The 16,098-nt window shown below is 58.3% G+C and carries 18 protein-coding genes and 1 tRNA gene; 3 read left to right on the forward strand and 16 right to left on the reverse strand.

The genetic code is table 11. The annotated features are described in order from the left end of the window. Window positions 1-307: 307 nt before the first annotated feature. Together ACEN8E_RS23535 and ACEN8E_RS23540 are read left to right on the forward strand one after the other, a co-directional pair. On the forward strand, window positions 308-520 hold the full coding sequence (locus ACEN8E_RS23535) for a cold-shock protein (RefSeq protein WP_007977299.1): 213 nt from the start codon (window positions 308-310) through the stop codon (window positions 518-520). Between the two features lie 94 nt (window positions 521-614). Further along, the gene (locus ACEN8E_RS23540) at window positions 615-1,112 is read left to right on the forward strand and encodes an RDD family protein (RefSeq protein ID WP_495590071.1); all 498 of its coding nucleotides are present in this window, start codon (window positions 615-617) and stop codon (window positions 1,110-1,112) included. 124 nt (window positions 1,113-1,236) lie between these two features. On the opposite strand, the gene nadA is transcribed toward ACEN8E_RS23540, so the two are convergent. Beyond that, complete coding sequence (gene nadA / locus ACEN8E_RS23545) at window positions 1,237-2,295, reverse strand: quinolinate synthase NadA (protein WP_007995624.1); 1,059 nt, start codon at window positions 2,293-2,295, stop codon at window positions 1,237-1,239. A 352-nt stretch (window positions 2,296-2,647) separates the two neighbouring features. Between nadA and ACEN8E_RS23550 the strand changes: the two genes are divergently transcribed. After that, a complete protein-coding gene (locus ACEN8E_RS23550) occupies window positions 2,648-3,604 on the forward strand; it encodes an alpha/beta fold hydrolase (protein ID WP_495590072.1) in 957 nt (318 codons plus the stop codon). Between the two features lie 97 nt (window positions 3,605-3,701). Here ACEN8E_RS23550 and ACEN8E_RS23555 read toward each other — a convergent pair. The 15 genes from ACEN8E_RS23555 to aspS form a co-directional block, all read right to left on the reverse strand. After that, window positions 3,702-3,777 (reverse strand) — tRNA-Lys (locus ACEN8E_RS23555). Window positions 3,778-3,840: 63 nt separating this feature from the next. After that, complete coding sequence (gene queC / locus ACEN8E_RS23560) at window positions 3,841-4,533, reverse strand: 7-cyano-7-deazaguanine synthase QueC (protein ID WP_495590073.1); 693 nt, start codon at window positions 4,531-4,533, stop codon at window positions 3,841-3,843. A gap of 1 nt (window position 4,534) precedes the next feature. Beyond that, on the reverse strand, window positions 4,535-5,182 hold the full coding sequence (gene queE, locus ACEN8E_RS23565; RefSeq protein WP_007995628.1) for a 7-carboxy-7-deazaguanine synthase QueE: 648 nt from the start codon (window positions 5,180-5,182) through the stop codon (window positions 4,535-4,537). 166 nt (window positions 5,183-5,348) lie between these two features. Further along, window positions 5,349-6,197: a tol-pal system protein YbgF gene (gene ybgF / locus ACEN8E_RS23570; RefSeq protein ID WP_495590074.1), complete on the reverse strand. Its 849-nt coding sequence runs from the start codon at window positions 6,195-6,197 to the stop codon at window positions 5,349-5,351. A 6-nt stretch (window positions 6,198-6,203) separates the two neighbouring features. Continuing rightward, entirely contained in the window at window positions 6,204-6,701 is a 498-nt protein-coding gene (gene pal, locus ACEN8E_RS23575) for a peptidoglycan-associated lipoprotein Pal (RefSeq protein ID WP_003178634.1), read from the reverse strand. A gap of 52 nt (window positions 6,702-6,753) precedes the next feature. Next, complete coding sequence (gene tolB / locus ACEN8E_RS23580; RefSeq protein ID WP_177323544.1) at window positions 6,754-8,034, reverse strand: Tol-Pal system beta propeller repeat protein TolB; 1,281 nt, start codon at window positions 8,032-8,034, stop codon at window positions 6,754-6,756. Between the two features lie 17 nt (window positions 8,035-8,051). Further along, window positions 8,052-9,131 carry a cell envelope integrity protein TolA gene (gene tolA, locus ACEN8E_RS23585; protein ID WP_495590075.1) on the reverse strand — a complete coding sequence of 360 codons (1,080 nt, stop codon included), beginning with the start codon at window positions 9,129-9,131 and terminating at the stop codon, window positions 8,052-8,054. Next, on the reverse strand, window positions 9,131-9,583 hold the full coding sequence (gene tolR / locus ACEN8E_RS23590) for a protein TolR (RefSeq protein WP_162130292.1): 453 nt from the start codon (window positions 9,581-9,583) through the stop codon (window positions 9,131-9,133). Before tolR ends, tolA begins: the two co-directional genes overlap by 1 nt. Window positions 9,584-9,606: 23 nt before the next feature. Beyond that, window positions 9,607-10,302 (reverse strand): protein TolQ, encoded by a 696-nt coding sequence (gene tolQ / locus ACEN8E_RS23595; protein WP_007995636.1) that lies wholly within the window; start codon window positions 10,300-10,302, stop codon window positions 9,607-9,609. Next, a complete protein-coding gene (ybgC, locus tag ACEN8E_RS23600; protein ID WP_085714501.1) occupies window positions 10,292-10,759 on the reverse strand; it encodes a tol-pal system-associated acyl-CoA thioesterase in 468 nt (155 codons plus the stop codon). Before ybgC ends, tolQ begins: the two co-directional genes overlap by 11 nt. Window positions 10,760-10,886: 127 nt before the next feature. Beyond that, complete coding sequence (ruvB, locus tag ACEN8E_RS23605) at window positions 10,887-11,948, reverse strand: Holliday junction branch migration DNA helicase RuvB (protein WP_495590076.1); 1,062 nt, start codon at window positions 11,946-11,948, stop codon at window positions 10,887-10,889. Then, complete coding sequence (gene ruvA / locus ACEN8E_RS23610; RefSeq protein WP_007995640.1) at window positions 11,949-12,557, reverse strand: Holliday junction branch migration protein RuvA; 609 nt, start codon at window positions 12,555-12,557, stop codon at window positions 11,949-11,951. A gap of 114 nt (window positions 12,558-12,671) precedes the next feature. Next, window positions 12,672-13,196 carry a crossover junction endodeoxyribonuclease RuvC gene (gene ruvC, locus ACEN8E_RS23615; protein WP_008015799.1) on the reverse strand — a complete coding sequence of 175 codons (525 nt, stop codon included), beginning with the start codon at window positions 13,194-13,196 and terminating at the stop codon, window positions 12,672-12,674. Between the two features lie 159 nt (window positions 13,197-13,355). Beyond that, complete coding sequence (locus ACEN8E_RS23620) at window positions 13,356-14,102, reverse strand: YebC/PmpR family DNA-binding transcriptional regulator (RefSeq protein WP_007995641.1); 747 nt, start codon at window positions 14,100-14,102, stop codon at window positions 13,356-13,358. 128 nt (window positions 14,103-14,230) lie between these two features. Beyond that, window positions 14,231-16,006, reverse strand: coding sequence for an aspartate--tRNA ligase (gene aspS, locus ACEN8E_RS23625; RefSeq protein WP_102670359.1), 1,776 nt, complete (start codon window positions 16,004-16,006; stop codon window positions 14,231-14,233). Between the last annotated feature and the right edge of the window lie 92 nt (window positions 16,007-16,098).

Consider the following 16,098-nt stretch of genomic DNA (forward strand, 5'->3'; position numbering starts at 1 on the left):
TTATGAACTTTGCTTATAACGATCGAAAGCATTTGAACAACGTTAGCGTATAAGGCGCCACTAGTGGCCTGACTTTGCCATCAACCTGAGGAAATACGGGGCCTTCACAGGGCTTGTTTTTTCTCCCGTAGTTGGCGTAGAGTTTGTTCACTGTGTTTGCATGGGTCGCTTGGAATCGTGACCTGGGCAGTAGCCTACAAGTTAGCTACATCCCGTTCGACGCCTTCTTACTCTCCTGCAACCAGCCCCAGTACTCTTTCATGAGAAAGAGACTGTCATTAATTTTTTGCGTCAAAGGAAATAAGAAATGTCCCAACGTCAGAGCGGTACCGTCAAGTGGTTTAACGACGAGAAAGGTTTTGGTTTTATCACTCCAGAAAGCGGTCCGGATCTGTTCGTGCATTTCCGCGCTATTCAGGGCAACGGTTTCAAGAGCCTGAAAGAAGGCCAGAAAGTGACCTTCATCGCCGTGCAGGGCCAGAAAGGCATGCAGGCTGACGAAGTACAAGCAGAAGCCTAATCTTCTGTAACGAAAAAGCCCCTGATGCTGACATCAGGGGCTTTTTTGTGCGCGTAAATCCGTAAAATGGCTTCTTTTTCGCCGAGAGCCTGTCATGTCGAAACACCTGCTTACTCCCCAGGGCGACTTTCCTGCCGCTGGCCTGGGTCGTCGTCTGGCAGCCATGTTCTATGACTTCCTGCTGTGCACCGCCCTGCTGATCGTCACCAGCGGCATTTACAAGATGATCCAGATGGCGATCATCGGCGAAGAAAGGATGCGTGCCCTGACCGAAGCGGGTGCGCTGGACGGCGACCCCCTGCTCTCCACAATCCTGTTGTTCGTACTGTTCGGCTTTTTCGCCAAATTCTGGACCTGGTCCGGTCAGACCCTGGGCATGCAGGTGTGGTGTATCCGGGTGCAGAATGCCGACGGCTCGTCCATCAGCCTGTGGCAGGCGCTGCTGCGCTTTGTCGTGTCGATCGCTTCACTGCTGTGTGTTGGCCTGGGTTTTTTCTGGTCGCTGTTCGACAAGCAGAAACGCAGCTGGCATGACATGTATTCCAATACCGAACTGGTGCGGATTCCGAAGAAGACCAAAAATAGTCCCTGAACACACAAATCAATGTGGGAGCGAGCCTGCTCGCGAAGCGGTGTATCAGCAACGTTTATGTTGGCTGGCACTCCCTCTTCGCGAGCAGGCTCGCTCCCACAGGTTTTTTGCGATCTGACGGCTATTAAGCGTTACCGGCCAGCTTCATCCGCGCAGCCTGAGTGAAATCAAGCATGCGCTTGAGCGGTCGAATTGCCTGCGGAATCAGCGCCGGATCGACAAAGATCTCGTTCGCCCCTTCTTTCAACGCCTTCAGCGTGCGCTCAAGGGTGTTCATGGCCATCCACGGGCAATGCGCACAACTGCGGCATGCCGCGCCGTTACCTGCCGTCGGGGCTTCGATAAAGACCTTGTCCGGGCACAGCTGCTGCATCTTGTAGAAGATGCCGCGATCGGTCGCAACGATCAGCGTCTTGTTCGGCAGGCTCTGTGCCGCCGCGATCAACTGACTGGTGGAGCCCACGGCATCGGCCAACTCGATCACCGATGTCGGCGACTCAGGGTGCACCAGAATCGCCGCATCCGGGTACAGCGCCTTCATGTCTTCAAGCTGCTTGGACTTGAACTCTTCGTGAACGATGCAGGCACCGTCCCACAGCAGCATGTCGGCACCGGTCTGGCGCTGGATATAGGTACCCAGATGTTTGTCCGGGCCCCAGATGATGGTCTCGCCGTTATCCATCAGGCTTTCGACGATTTCCAGCGCACAACTTGAAGTCACAACCCAATCCGCTCGGGCTTTTACCGCAGCGGAAGTGTTGGCGTACACCACCACCGTGCGCTCCGGGTGCTGATCGCAGAACGCGGAAAACTCGTCCACCGGGCACCCCAGGTCGAGCGAGCAGGTCGCTTCGAGCGTCGGCATCAGTACGCGCTTTTCCGGGTTGAGGATCTTGGCGGTCTCGCCCATGAACTTCACGCCGGCGACGACTACGGTTTTGGCTGGATGTGCGTTGCCGAAGCGGGCCATCTCCAGCGAGTCGGAGACACAGCCGCCCGTCTCTTCGGCCAGCGCCTGAATGACAGGATCACAATAGAAGTGGGCCACCAGCACCGCGTCCTGAGCCTTGAGCTCGGCAGCGATGGCAGCACGGTAATAAGCCTCTTCATCGGCGGTCAGCGGCTTGGGCTGCTTCGCGTCGAGGTGGGCTTGAACCAGAAGGCGTTCGGAAATTTGCGTCATGTTCGCAAGACCTGCAGGCGCATTCGCGCGAAAGTCGAGTATACACCCGGCTCCGGACCCTTCGGGGTACCGCCGGGAAAGTGGGTATTCATCAGGCACGGACAGCGTTGAAGCTGCGCAAGGCTACAGAATATCCGACGGATGCAAAAGATGATTCTGACCAGGGTGATGAATAGACGCGCCCTGATACAAGGCCTATGACCTTGATCCTTCAGGAAAAACATTTTCCGTTGCAGTTACCGCACAAAACCTGAATGGCTTTGCCACTAACCTGTGCAAGGGCGGATAGAAGTGTGACACCGGCCAAAGGAAACCGCCTAACCGAAACTGGAACAACCAAAGGACTGAACACATGTCGCTCCAACGCCCGATCAAATTCATGATCGCCTCAATCTTGCTGCTCACAGCATGGCTGATGTCTTCAACGCTCGTCCTGGCGGACACTGACCTGAATCCAGCCTCGACAACCCGGCACTGTGAAACCCCACCTCTCTGCGAGCGCCTGATCCAGGCAGGCAACAGCACCTGGTCGTATTACGAAAGCGAGCGACAGGGGCCAACGGTGATCCTGATCCATGGTTTTTCATCAAGCAAGCAAGCCTGGTTCGAACCTGGCAAGGCTTTGAGTTCGCGTTTACACGTCATCATCCCCGACCTCCCGGGCTGGGGAGCCTCCACTGACAATGAACATTCCAACTACGACATCGAGTCGCAAGCGACCCGGCTCCATGAGTTTATCCTGGCGCTCGACGCCGAGAACATCACCCTCATCGGACATTCAATGGGTGGAGCCATCGCCGGCGTGTATGCAGCCGATCAACCGCAGCGCGTCAGTCGGCTGGTATTGGTAGGCGCGCTGGGGCTGAGCTTCGAAGACAATGATTTCATGCGGGAGTTGAATGCTGGAGGCAATCCATTTATCTACGATGATCGCGCAGGCGTCGAACGCACTGCTCGCCTCGTCTATCTGAACCCTCCTCAGATGTCTGACCGGCAAGTGCAGGATGCAATCCTTGCCAACCGCGCACAGCGAGCGTTTATCGAATCCACCCTGGCGCAGATTCGCCCCTCCTCGCAATGGCTCGCCCTCGACCATCGGCTGACAAAATTGAACATGCCGGTACTCGGCATCTGGTGTCGCGAAGATAAAGTGATTGATGTCTCGGCGCTGGACACGTTGCGCAACGGTCTTCCTGCCAACTCAGCGAACGACTCGGTCATCCTTGACGGGTGCAACCACCTGCCAATGATCGAACGCCCCGCAGAGACGCTTCAAGCACTGGGCGCCTTCATCGCAATGAGTGACTAGCCCAATGCAGCGGTGGCACGGCACTTTCTTGCGGGCAAAAAAAAATCCGGAAATCCTCACTTGCGTGGGCCTTCCAGACTTTTAAAACAGCTAAAAATGGTGGGTCGTGTGGGATTCGAACCTACGACCAATTGGTTAAAAGCCAACTGCTCTACCAACTGAGCTAACGACCCGCTGTGTGGTGGCGCGTATAATACTGATTTTTAAGGACTATTCAACACCTATTTTGAAATAAATCAAAAATAAGGTGTTGGATCGCTGATTCCGGCCGCGGCAAAGCCTTCTGCACGCAGTCGGCAGCTGTCGCACTTGCCACACGCACGGCCATCATCGTCTGCCTGATAGCAGGAAACGGTCAGCCCGTAGTTCACGCCAAGCTTCACACCTGCCTGGACGATCTGCGCCTTGCTGAGGTTTTGCAGCGGTGCCTGGATCCGGAAGCCATTGCCTTCCACGCCGGCTTTGGTTGCCAGGTTGGCCATGCGCTCGAACGACTCGATGAACTCGGGACGGCAGTCCGGGTAACCGGAGTAATCCACCGCGTTGACGCCGATGAAGATGTCCCGGGCACCGAGCACTTCCGCCCAGCCCAGGGCCAGGGACAGGAACACCGTGTTACGTGCAGGCACGTAAGTCACCGGAATGCCCTCACCCAACTCCTCCGGAATATCGATGCTGGTGTCGGTCAGCGCCGAGCCGCCCATGCCGTTCAGGTTCAGACCGATCACCTTGTGCTCGACCACACCCAGGTCCCGGGCCACGCGTTCGGCGGCGTGCAGTTCGGCGTGAGACCGCTGACCGTAGTCGAAGCTCATGGTGTAGCAGCTGTAGCCTTCGGCGCGCGCCATGGCCACGACGGTCGCCGAGTCCAGGCCACCGGACAGCAGGATGACCGCGCGTTTTTCAGGAGTGTTCAGTTGTTCAGTCATTTCAGCGCCCTGGCTCGTCATTCCATAGATATTTATGCAGCTGCAATTGCAAACGCACTGGCAGGTTGTCCGCCACCACCCAGTCCGCCAGATCCCGAGCATTGAGATCATGGTGGCTTGGCGAGAACAGGACTTCACCGGCACGCTGGTCCAGACCGTACTGGATCAGCTTGGAAACGGACCAGTCATAGTCCTCCCGCGAGCAGATGACAAACTTCACCTGATCGTTGGGCGTGAGCAGCTCAATGTTTTCGTAGCGATTGCGGTGCGCTTCCTTCGAACCCGGGGTTTTCAGGTCGACAACGCGACTGACCCGGGAATCTACCGCCGAGATATCAATAGAGCCACTGGTTTCCAGCGACACTTCGTAACCGGCGTCACACAAGCGCTTGAGCAAGGGAATGGCGTTGGGTTGCGCCAGGGGCTCGCCGCCCGTGACGCAGACGTATCGTGGACGGAAACCGGCGACCTGCTCGAGGATGTCGTCGAGCGTGCGTATGGTTCCGCCTGTGAACGCGTAGGCGCTGTCGCAGTATTGGCAACGCAACGGGCAACCGGTCAGGCGCACAAAAACAGTGGGCAGGCCGGCAGTCCGAGTTTCACCCTGCAACGAGTAGAAAACTTCGGTGATTCTCAATGTGTCTTGCATAGTCGCCACGGGCGTAACAGCTAAACAGGCTGTCCGCCTCCGTCAGGCACTTCAAGGAACCCCGACAATGCGCAGATCCCAAAAAGCGTGTTTCAGAAAAAGGGGATGAATTCTAACGAAAAAACCCGCGACAAGCGCGGGTTTCTTCAAAACGGGTCAGGCAGCCTTACATTTTCTGCAGATCGCGCTGGGCCAACTGGGCCGCGGACGTGCCCGGATACTGGGACACCACCTGCTGCAGAATGCCTTTGACCCGGTCGGTGTGACCCAGGCGACGCTCTACATCAGCGAGCTTGTACAGCGAGTCTGGCACTTTGGCGTGCTTGGGATACAACTGCGAAACCTTGGCAAACGCTTGACCGGCACCTTGCAGATCGCCTTTGGCCAGGTTCACTTCGCCCAACCAGTATTGGGCATTGCCCGCGTACTGACTGTTCGGGTATTTGCGCAGGAACGCCGAGAAAGCCTGGCTGGCCTTGTCGAAGTCCTTGGCCTTGATCAGGTCGAAGGCAGCATCGTAATAGAGCTTTTCCTTCGCCGGATCTGCCGGCTCGCTACCCGCGGCAGGTGCTTGAGCGGCGGCTGCAGCGGCTGCGCCTGCTGCCGCACCTGCGGCTGCACCGGGGGTGTTCACATCACCACCGGCGGAAGAATGTTCAGGAGTCGCGGCTGGTGCAATGCCGGTTCCTATGCGCCGATCAAGATCCTGGTATCGCTCCAGGTTTTCCTGCTTCATGCGCGCTATATCGTTTTGCAGAACTTCAATCGCACCTTGCTGGCGCTCGATCTGTTGCTGCATTGATTGCAGTTGGTTGAACAGCTCGCCCTGTGCCGAGACAGGGGTCGAAACCCCTCCCCCGGCATAGGCGCCGTTCGTACCGTAACCTGCAGGCGGATAACTGCTCCCGCTATTGTTATAACCGGAGTTGTCATCGACCACAGGAACCGCAGCCCACACCGCAAGCGGCGCGAGGCTGAGAGCCAGAACAGTTACAGCACGACGGCACGTTCGCATGACGAATTACTTACGCAGTTCGACGCGACGGTTTTGAGCCCAGGACTGCTCGTCGTTGCCGGTAGCAACTGGACGCTCTTCGCCGTAGGAAACCAGTTCCAGCTGAGCTGGGGAAACACCTTGCAGTACCAGGTAACGCTGAACGGCTTTCGCACGACGCTCGCCCAGTGCCATGTTGTACTCACGAGTACCACGTTCGTCGGTGTTGCCTTCCAGAACAACGCGAGCGCCGTTTGCTTTCAGGTCTTTGGCGTGAACGTCCAGAGCGCGCATGGCTTCTGGCTTCAGGTCCGAGCTGTCGTATTCGAAGTAGAAAGTGGTGATTGCGCGCAGAGCAGCTTCTTCGCTCAGGGAGCCGTCAACTGCACCAGTGTTTGCGCCATAACCAGCGTTTGGATCTACCGCGCCTTCACCGGCATTGTCGCCGCCTTTGGACGAGCAACCTACAGCTACAGCCATGGCCAGTGCCAGCGCAGCAAATTTACCAAACTTCAGCATTTCCATCGTGAAACTCCTAATGAACCCCAGTGTGTTAAGTACAACGTATAGCGCCGCGTCAGTTCAGGTAAGGGGACCAGGAAGGTTCTCTGACTTCGCCTTGTGCGGTAGGAAGCGGGAGCCTTACGCGTCCATTGATGGACACGAGCATCAAGACTCCCCGGCCCTGCTGGCGGGTGGCGTAGATTACCATGGTGCCGTTGGGCGCGACAGTAGGCGACTCGTCCAGAGTGCTATCAGTGAGGATTTTTACACTACCGCGTTGCAAATCCTGGGCCGCCACCTTGAAATTGGTGAAGCCATCCTGACGGTGAATCATGACAAGCGTCTTTTCATCAGCCGACAATTTAGGGTTGGCGTTGTAGTTGCCGACGAAAGTCACACGTTCGGCACCGCCACCACCCGCGCTGGTCTTGTAGATCTGCGGTTTGCCGCCACGGTCGGAAGTGAAGTAGATGGTCGAGCCATCCTTGCCCCAGAACGGTTCGGTGTTGATGCCAGGACCGTTGGTGACGCGGGAGATCTGACGCGAGCCCAGGTTCATCACATAGATGTCCGGGTTGCCGTCTTTCGACAGCACGAACGCCAGGCGATTGCCATCCGGCGACCAGGCTGGTGCACCGTTCAGGCCTTCGAAGTTGGTGATCTGCTCACGGCGACCGGTGTCGATGTTCTGCATGAAGATCCGCGGACGCTTCTGCTCGAAGGAGACATAGGCGATGCGCTTGCCATCCGGTGCGAAACGCGGCGACAGGATCGGCTCGCGCGATTGCAGCAGGGTCACGGCGCGGGCACCGTCGTAGTCCGAACGTTGCAGGGTGTAGCGAGTATTGTTCTCGGAGAAACGCTCGGCCGTCACGTACAGCAGGCGAGTCGAGAAGGCACCCTTGATACCCGTGAGTTTTTCGAACGACTGGTCGGAGATGTAGTGCGCCATGTCGCGCAACTGATCGACGCCGCCCGACACGCTGCCGGTCAGCACTTGCTGCTCGGTGGCCACGTTGAACAGTGCGTATTGCACCTGCAGGCGACCGCCCGCCGGAACGATGCTGCCGACCATGACGTATTGGGCGCCCAGTGCCTTGAAGTCACGGAAGATGATCTCGCTGGCCTGGCTAGGCTGGCTGATCATGTTCTGCTTTGGGATCGGCGAGTAGTAACCCGAGTTGCGCAGGTCGTTACCGATGATTTCGGCCATGTCATCCGGCAGCACGCTGCCGCCCTGGAAGCCGAACGGCACAACGGCGATCGGGGTCGCCCGATCGCTGCCGCTGGTAACCAGAATGTTTTTCTCATCTGCCATCGCGATCCCTGCCATGCAGCAGATAACGACCAGCATTCCTCGTAGAAGGTTTCTCACAAGGCTAGATCCTCAGGTGTGAATGTCATCTTGAATGAACGATACGGAGCGAAATCACTCGGCTTCATTCCCTGCATTTCTGTCAAACGTCCAATATTCTTCACCGCCGCTACAGCCGAGGCGTCAAACGGACCATCACCACTGGACTTGGCCACACTGACCGAAGTCACCGTACCGTCCGGCAACATGCCGATTTGCAACACGACCGTCATGCCTTTGCGTGCCGAAGGTGGACGAGCCCAGCCTTCTGCTGCACGAGCACGAATCAGGTCATCGAAACTGCCGGCGACTTCGTCACCCTGCTCATCGGCCAAGGCCTGCTGACGCTGCGGCGTGTCGGAAAGCAAATCTGCCAGGGCCTGAGCCTTTTTGTCTTCGGCGGATTTACGCGCCGCATCCTGCGATTTCTTCTTCGCAGCATCTGCAGCAGCTTTCTTCTTCGCTTCCTCGGCGACTTTCTTCTTCGCCTCTTCAGCTTCAGCTTTCTTCTTGGCGTCTTCCGCGGCTTTCTTCTTCGCGTCTTCGACGATCTTTTTCTTGGCTTCTTCAGCGGCCGCTTTCTTGGCCTCTTCTTCAGCAGCCTTCTTGGCTTCTTCTTCCGCTTTCTTCTTGGCTATATCAGCCAATTGTTTCTCTTCTGCCTTCTTGGCTTCCGCGGCTTTCTTCGCGTCGTCGGTTTTCTTGGCTTCATCAGCCTTTTTCGCCTCGTCCGCTTTCTTGGCTTCGTCGGCCTTCTTGGCTTCTTCGGCCTTTTGAGCTGCCTCTTCTTTCTTTTGTTCCGCAGCCTTCACCGCTTCCTGCTCGACCTTTTTCTGTTCCATCTGCTCGACTTCGGTCTGACGCGCAGCGGATTTCTGCGCTTCACCGGCAATCTTCTGATTGGTCTGGGTGGTCGCCCGACTTTTCGATTTCAGCTGGTACAAGGTCGCCTGGACAATCGGCTTGGCCGGCGGCAGCTCCGGGGTAAAGGCAAAACTGACGAACAGCATGCCGAACACCAGCACGTGCAAGCCAATCGCCCAGACACTAGGCCAGAAGTAGCTTTCCGAGGCGGACGGCTCTCGCTGTTGCTGCATCAGGGCGCCTCGGTAATCAAGCCAACATTACCGACCCCGGCTTTCTGCAACCCGCCCATGGCCCCCATGACGGAGCCGTAATCGACGGATTTGTCACCGCGAATGAAGACTTGGGTGTGTTTGCCGTTTTCATTGCCGACGCGAATGATCTTGGTCACGGCGTCGGTCATCTGCGGCAACGTCATGGCCCGGTCCTGCTGCTTGTCTGTGTCGACTTCGCTGCCAAGGTTCCAGTAGTAGGTCTTGTCGGATTTGATGGAAATGGTCAGGACCTGGGTGTTGTTGTCCTGCGGCAAGGCTTCGCTGGAAACCTTGGGCAGATCAACTTTCACGCCCTGATTGAGCATCGGCGCGGTCACCATGAAGATGACCAGCAGCACCAACATCACGTCGATGTAAGGCACCACGTTCATCTCGGCGACCGGCTTGCGCTTTTTGCGAGCTCGAGCGATTAAAGCCATTGGTAATTACCTGCTTATTCTTCGCTGGTGTGCACTTTGCGGTGCAGGATCGCCTGGAACTCGTCGGCGAAGGTGTAGTAGCGGCCCAGCAGGGTTTCGCTGCGAGCAGCAAAACGGTTGTAAGCGATAACGGCTGGAATCGCGGCAAACAGACCGATGGCCGTGGCGATCAGTGCTTCGGCGATACCCGGGGCCACAGTGGCCAGGGTCGCTTGCTGGGCGGTTGCCAGACCACGGAAGGAGTTCATGATCCCCCAGACGGTACCGAACAGACCGATGTACGGGCTGACGGAACCGACGGTGGCCAGGAAGGGCAGGCTCTGCTCGAGCTTTTCTTCTTCGCGGGAAATGGCGACGCGCATGGCACGGGCCACGCCTTCCATGACCGCTTCCGGATCAACGCCTGGCTGCTGGCGCAGACGGGAGAACTCCTTGAAGCCGGCACGGAAAATTTGCTCGACACCCGAATCAGGGTCCGGGTTGCTGCCGGCCTGACGGTACAGCTTGGACAGGTCGATACCCGACCAGAAGCGCTCTTCAAAGCTCTCCAGGGCACGTCGACCGGCGCGCAGCAGGTTGCTGCGCTGAAAGATCATGATCCACGAGGTCACCGATGCGGCTACCAGGGTCAGCATTACCAGTTGCACCACGATACTGGCATTGCTGACCAGGCTCCACATGGAGGAATGGTCGACGACGTTAGCTTCCACGCTTTATCTCCTGCTTTGAGTGTGTACCCGCGCCGCTCACGTCGGCAAAGGCCGCTCGTAGAGCTTCGGGAATGGCCCGGGGTTTCAAACTGTCGGTGCGCACACAGGCCACCAAAAACTGCCCTTCGCAGAGCAGTGCATTATCCGTTGCCCGCCTGACCTGTTGTTTGAAGCGCAGGCTGGCACGGTTCAATTCGATTACTTCAGCGCTTACCAAAAGCTCGTCGTCCAGTCGCGCCGGCGCGTGGTAGCGCGCTTCGCTGGAATGCACGACGAACAACAGGTCCTCCCCTGCCAGCTGCGATTGGGCAAAGCCCAGATCTCGTAGCCGCTCGGTTCGAGCCCGTTCCATAAACTTGAGGTAATTGACGTAATACACGATGCCGCCCGCATCGGTGTCCTCGTAATAAACGCGACAACGATGTGCGAAAGGCTCAAGCCCGTTTTGCGCGCGCATACTCTAGTGCTTACTCCTCAGGTTGCCAATCCGGCCAGGCAACTGTTTTTCATTGATCTGCGGCTTTCTCGCGAAAGTACGGTCCTGGGACCCTACATTGCCCGAAAAAATCAGCACGCAACGTTAATTAATCGTCACTGGCATCGAGGAACTCGTCTGCCACGGGCATTTCGCCCAATCGTGACGGAATGTTTAAACCGAAATGCAGGTAGGCATGACGCGTCACCACCCGCCCCCGTGGCGTGCGCATGATGTAGCCCTGCTGGATCAGGTACGGCTCCAGCACGTCTTCAATAGTGTGACGCTCTTCGCTGATGGCGGCGGCCAGGCTGTCGACCCCGACCGGCCCGCCGTCGAATTTCTCGATCATGGTCAGCAACAGGCGCCGGTCCTGGTGATCGAAACCGCGCTCGTCGACGTCCAGCAGGTTCAGCGCGAGGTCGGCGATCGGCTTGGTGATATGCCCCTTGGCGCGGACTTCAGCGTAATCGCGCACCCGGCGCAGCAGCCGGTTGGCAATCCGTGGCGTGCCACGGGCACGGCGGGCGATTTCGAAGGCGCCCTCCGGATCCAGCGGCAAACCAAGGATGCTTGCCGAGCGGCTGACAATGGTCGACAGATCGGCGTTGTTGTAGAACTCCAGGCGCTGGACGATCCCGAAACGGTCACGCAACGGGTTGGTGAGCATCCCCGCCCGCGTCGTGGCGCCAACCAGGGTGAACGGCGGCAGATCCAGCTTGATCGAACGCGCGGCCGGCCCCTCCCCGATCATGATGTCGAGCTGGAAATCCTCCATGGCCGGGTACAACACCTCCTCGACGATGGGCGACAGACGATGGATTTCGTCGATGAACAGCACATCGTGAGGCTCAAGGTTGGTCAACAGCGCCGCCAGGTCACCAGGCCTCTCCAGCACCGGCCCCGAGGTGCTCTTGATCGACACCCCCATTTCCTGGGCAATGATGTTGGCGAGGGTGGTCTTGCCCAGGCCAGGTGGCCCGAAGATCAGCGTGTGATCCAGGGACTCGTTACGACCGCGAGCGGCTTGAATGAACAACTCCATCTGCTCGCGAACGGTCGGCTGGCCAATGTATTCGGCCAGGCTGACCGGACGAATCGCCCGGTCCTGGACTTCTTCGCGCTCACGCGGGCTGTGCGTGGCAGCGATCAGACGATCAGCTTCAATCACTTAGATCATTCCCTTCAAGGCACGGCGGATCATGTCTTCACTGCTCAAACCTTTCTCCTTGATCGCAGACACTGCCTTGCTGGCTTCCTGGGGTTTGTAACCCAGGGAAATCAAGGCGCTGACGGCGTCATTCTCAGCTGTGTTCACCGGTGCGGGTCCATCCGGCTGGTTCGGTACCAGGGCGAACATGGCCGGTACGGTTTCCCAGGCTTTGAAGCGATCCTTGAGTTCGACCAGCAAGCGTTCGGCGGTTTTCTTGCCGACGCCCGGGACCTTGGTCAGCGCCGAAGTGTCCTGGGACTGTACGCAACGAACCAGTTCGTCGACTTCCAGGCTCGACATCAAGGCCAGCGCCAGTTTCGGCCCGACACCGTTGAGGCGGATCAACTCACGAAAAAAGTCGCGCTCACGCTTGCCGACAAAACCATAAAGTAGCTGTGCGTCTTCACGCACGACCAAATGGGTGTGCAAGGTCAGCGGTTCACCGACCGACGGCAAACGGTAAAGGGTCGTCATGGGCACTTCAAGTTCATAGCCCAGGCCATTTACATCCAGAATCAGATGTGGAGGCTGCTTCTCAGCCAGGGTGCCGCGCAAACGTCCAATCACGTTACAAATCCTTGAGCGTTGGCCAGCTCTGGGCCAGCGACTGATAGAGCAAGGGAATACCGCCGACAACCCAGGCGAAACGCCCCCACTGCATAAAAATGATTGCTGATGCTATCAGAGACGCAGGCGCCCGCCACGACTGCGTGCGGCTCCCAGACCATGGGGCAACAGACTGGAACGGGTATGAGCGTGGCAGATGGCAATGGCCAGGGCGTCCGAGGCATCGATCTGCGGCTTGCTGGTCAGCTTGAGCATGTGCATGACCATCATCTGCACCTGCTCCTTGTTGGCCGCACCGGTGCCGACGACCGCCTGCTTGACCTGGGTTGCGGTGTATTCGGCAATTTCCAGGCTCTCCTCGGCACCTGCCACGATCGCGGCGCCACGGGCCTGCCCCAGCTTCAGGGCGGAATCGGCGTTACGGGCCATGAACACCTTTTCGATCCCCATGGTTACCGGATGGTAAGTCTGGATGATCTCCCGCACTCCGCGATAGACAATCTGCAGTCGCTCATGCAGCTCGCCAGCACCGGTGCGGATACAACCGGAGGCGACGTACTCACAGCCACGGCCGGTATCACGAACCACACCGTAACCGGTGATGCGCGAACCGGGGTCGATACCAAGAATTAAAGTCATAGCGCCTGCGGATAAATTGAAATAACGCGTCGGCCGGGGCGCTGCTCGTTGTAGGAGCGAGCTCGCTCGCGATGGACCTTAACGATAACGCAACGTTTGAAATCAGCGTCGCTCTCGGGTTTTTCGCGAGCAGGGCTCGCTCCTACAGAAGGAAGCGGATCAACCGAGCTGTGCGGCCACCGACTCGGGAATCTCCGCGTTGGAATAGACGTTTTGCACGTCATCCAGGTCTTCGAGCATATCGATCAGCTTGAGGACTTTCTCGGCACCTTCCAGATCGAGTTCGGCGCTGGTGGTCGGCAACATGACGATTTCCGCGTCGTCACCTTTGAAACCCGCCGCTTCCAGAGCGTTGCGCACGGAATAGAAGCCGGCGAACGAGGTGAAAACGTCGATCGAACCGTCTTCATTGGTCACCACGTCATCGGCGTCGGCTTCCATGGCTGCTTCCATCAGCGCGTCTTCGTCAACGCCGGCAGCAAAGGAGATCTGCCCCTTGCGCTCGAACAGATAGGCCACCGAACCGTCAGTCCCAAGGTTGCCACCGCACTTGCTGAACGCGTGACGAACAGCGGCTGCGGTGCGGTTGCGGTTGTCGGTCATGCATTCGACCATCACTGCCACACCGCCCGGACCGTAGCCCTCGTAAGTCAGCTCGACCACGTCGTCCGTGTCGGCAGCGCCGGTACCGCGAGCGACAGCACGGTCGATGATATCGCGACTCATGTTGGCACCCAGGGCCTTGTCCAGGGCCAGACGCAGACGCGGGTTGGAGCCCGGATCGCCGCCGCCCTGGCGGGCTGCAACGGTCAGCTCACGAATCCACTTGGTGAAGATCTTGCCCCTTTTGGCATCCTGACGTTCTTTGCGGTGCTTGATGTTCGCCCACTTGGAATGACCTGCCATAACTCGCTCCGAATTTTCTTTGAAACATTGCCCGCTGCGCTGCATTGCGCCAGCCGACAAACAAAAGTCTTGAACAACTCTGTCTAAAAGGAAAGGGCGCATCCCGAGATGCGCCCTTCAGGTCAAGCTTACTCAGCCTTGGGCGTTTCACGCAGACGAATGTGCAGTTCGCGCAATGCCTTGGCATCCACCTGGCCCGGCGCCTGAGTCATGACATCTGCCGCGCTCTGGGTTTTCGGGAAGGCGATCACTTCGCGGATCGACTGGGCACCGGTCATCAGCATCACCAGACGGTCCAGACCGAAGGCCAGACCACCGTGCGGCGGTGCACCGTATTTCAGGGCGTCGAGCAGGAAGCCGAATTTCTCTTCCTGTTCCGCTTCGTTGATACCCAGCAGACGGAACACCGACTGCTGCATCTCCTTGCGGTGGATACGGATCGAACCGCCACCCAGCTCGGTACCGTTCAACACCATGTCGTAGGCACGGGACAGAGCGCCAGCCGGGTTGGCTTCGAGCTCTTGCGGGGTGCACTTCGGCGCGGTGAACGGGTGGTGCAAGGCGGTGAAACTGCCGTCGTCGTTCTCTTCGAACATCGGGAAGTCGACAACCCACATCGGTGCCCACTTGCAGGTCAGCAGGTCCAGGTCGTGGCCGAGCTTGATCCGCAGCGCGCCCAGGGCTTCGCTGACGATCTTCGCCTTGTCGGCACCGAAGAACACGATATCGCCATCGACCGCACCGACGCGATCGAGGATCACGTTGAGGTTGGCTTCAGGAATGTTCTTCACGATTGGCGACTGCAGGCCTTCGACGCCCTTGGCGCGCTCGTTGACCTTGATGTACGCCAGGCCCTTGGCACCGTAGATACCGACAAACTTGGTGTAATCGTCGATCTGCTTGCGCGGCATGCTTGCCCCGCCTGGAACGCGCAAGGCGGCGATGCGGCATTTCGGGTCGTTGGCCGGGCCGCTGAACACCTTGAAGTCGACTTCCTTGAGCTGGTCGGCAACGTCAACCAGTTCCAGCGGGTTACGCAGGTCTGGCTTGTCGGAACCGTAGCGGCGCATGGCTTCTTCGAAGGTCATGTGCGGGAACTCGCCGAACTCCAGACCCAGCACTTCCTTGAACAGGTTGCGGATCATTTGTTCGGTCAGGCCCATGATCTCTTTTTCATCGAGGAAGCTGGTCTCGATGTCGATCTGGGTGAATTCCGGCTGGCGGTCGGCACGCAGGTCTTCGTCACGGAAGCACTTGGCAATCTGGTAGTAGCGGTCGAAGCCGGCCACCATCAGCAGTTGCTTGAACAACTGCGGCGATTGCGGCAGGGCAAAGAACGAACCGGCGTGAGTACGGCTCGGCACCAGGTAGTCGCGCGCGCCTTCAGGGGTGGCGCGGGTCAGGATCGGCGTTTCCACGTCGAGGAAGCCGTTCTCGTCGAGGAAGCGGCGGATGCTGGTGGTCATGCGCGAACGCAGGCGCAGCTTCTCGGCCATTTCCGGGCGACGCAGGTCCAGGAAGCGATAACGCAGGCGGGTTTCTTCGCCAACGTCGGAGAACTCGTTCAACGGGAACGGCGGGGTTTCCGATTCGTTCAGCACTTCCAGTTCGTAGCCAAGGACTTCGATCATGCCCGACGCCATGTTGGCGTTGGTCGCACCAGCCGGACGCAGGCGAACCTTGCCGGTGATCTTCACGACGTACTCGCTGCGTACACGGTCGGCTGCGGCGAAGGTTTCAGCGCGGTCCGGATCGAACACGACCTGGGCCAGACCATCACGATCACGGATATCGAGGAAAATCACCCCACCGTGGTCACGGCGACGATGGACCCATCCGCAAAGGGTAATTTCCTGGCCGTCCAGGCTTTCGTTCAGTTGGCCGCAATAATGGCTGCGCATCATGGTCGTGGTTTCACTTCTCGTAATTCGAAATTCGGTTGGAGGCCTTGGGCACATCCGCCGTGGGATGATGCAAGAGCTCGCGCGTGTCGTTC

Source organism: Pseudomonas sp. Pseusp9 (assembly GCF_059491265.1).

Bases quoted from the DNA above. Each gene is read 5' to 3' on its own strand.
- ACEN8E_RS23535 (WP_007977299.1), top strand. From the start codon at position 308: ATGTCCCAACGTCAGAGCGGTACCGTCAAGTGGTTTAACGACGAGAAA.
- ACEN8E_RS23540 (WP_495590071.1), top strand. From the start codon at position 615: ATGTCGAAACACCTGCTTACTCCCCAGGGCGACTTTCCTGCCGCTGGC.
- nadA (WP_007995624.1), bottom strand. From the start codon at position 2,295: ATGACGCAAATTTCCGAACGCCTTCTGGTTCAAGCCCACCTCGACGCG.
- ACEN8E_RS23550 (WP_495590072.1), top strand. From the start codon at position 2,648: ATGTCGCTCCAACGCCCGATCAAATTCATGATCGCCTCAATCTTGCTG.
- queC (WP_495590073.1), bottom strand. From the start codon at position 4,533: ATGACTGAACAACTGAACACTCCTGAAAAACGCGCGGTCATCCTGCTG.
- queE (WP_007995628.1), bottom strand. From the start codon at position 5,182: ATGCAAGACACATTGAGAATCACCGAAGTTTTCTACTCGTTGCAGGGT.
- ybgF (WP_495590074.1), bottom strand. From the start codon at position 6,197: ATGCGAACGTGCCGTCGTGCTGTAACTGTTCTGGCTCTCAGCCTCGCG.
- pal (WP_003178634.1), bottom strand. From the start codon at position 6,701: ATGGAAATGCTGAAGTTTGGTAAATTTGCTGCGCTGGCACTGGCCATG.
- tolB (WP_177323544.1), bottom strand. From the start codon at position 8,034: ATGCTGGTCGTTATCTGCTGCATGGCAGGGATCGCGATGGCAGATGAG.
- tolA (WP_495590075.1), bottom strand. From the start codon at position 9,131: ATGCAGCAACAGCGAGAGCCGTCCGCCTCGGAAAGCTACTTCTGGCCT.
- ybgC (WP_085714501.1), bottom strand. From the start codon at position 10,759: ATGCGCGCGCAAAACGGGCTTGAGCCTTTCGCACATCGTTGTCGCGTT.
- ruvC (WP_008015799.1), bottom strand. From the start codon at position 13,196: ATGACTTTAATTCTTGGTATCGACCCCGGTTCGCGCATCACCGGTTAC.
- ACEN8E_RS23620 (WP_007995641.1), bottom strand. From the start codon at position 14,102: ATGGCAGGTCATTCCAAGTGGGCGAACATCAAGCACCGCAAAGAACGT.
- aspS (WP_102670359.1), bottom strand. From the start codon at position 16,006: ATGATGCGCAGCCATTATTGCGGCCAACTGAACGAAAGCCTGGACGGC.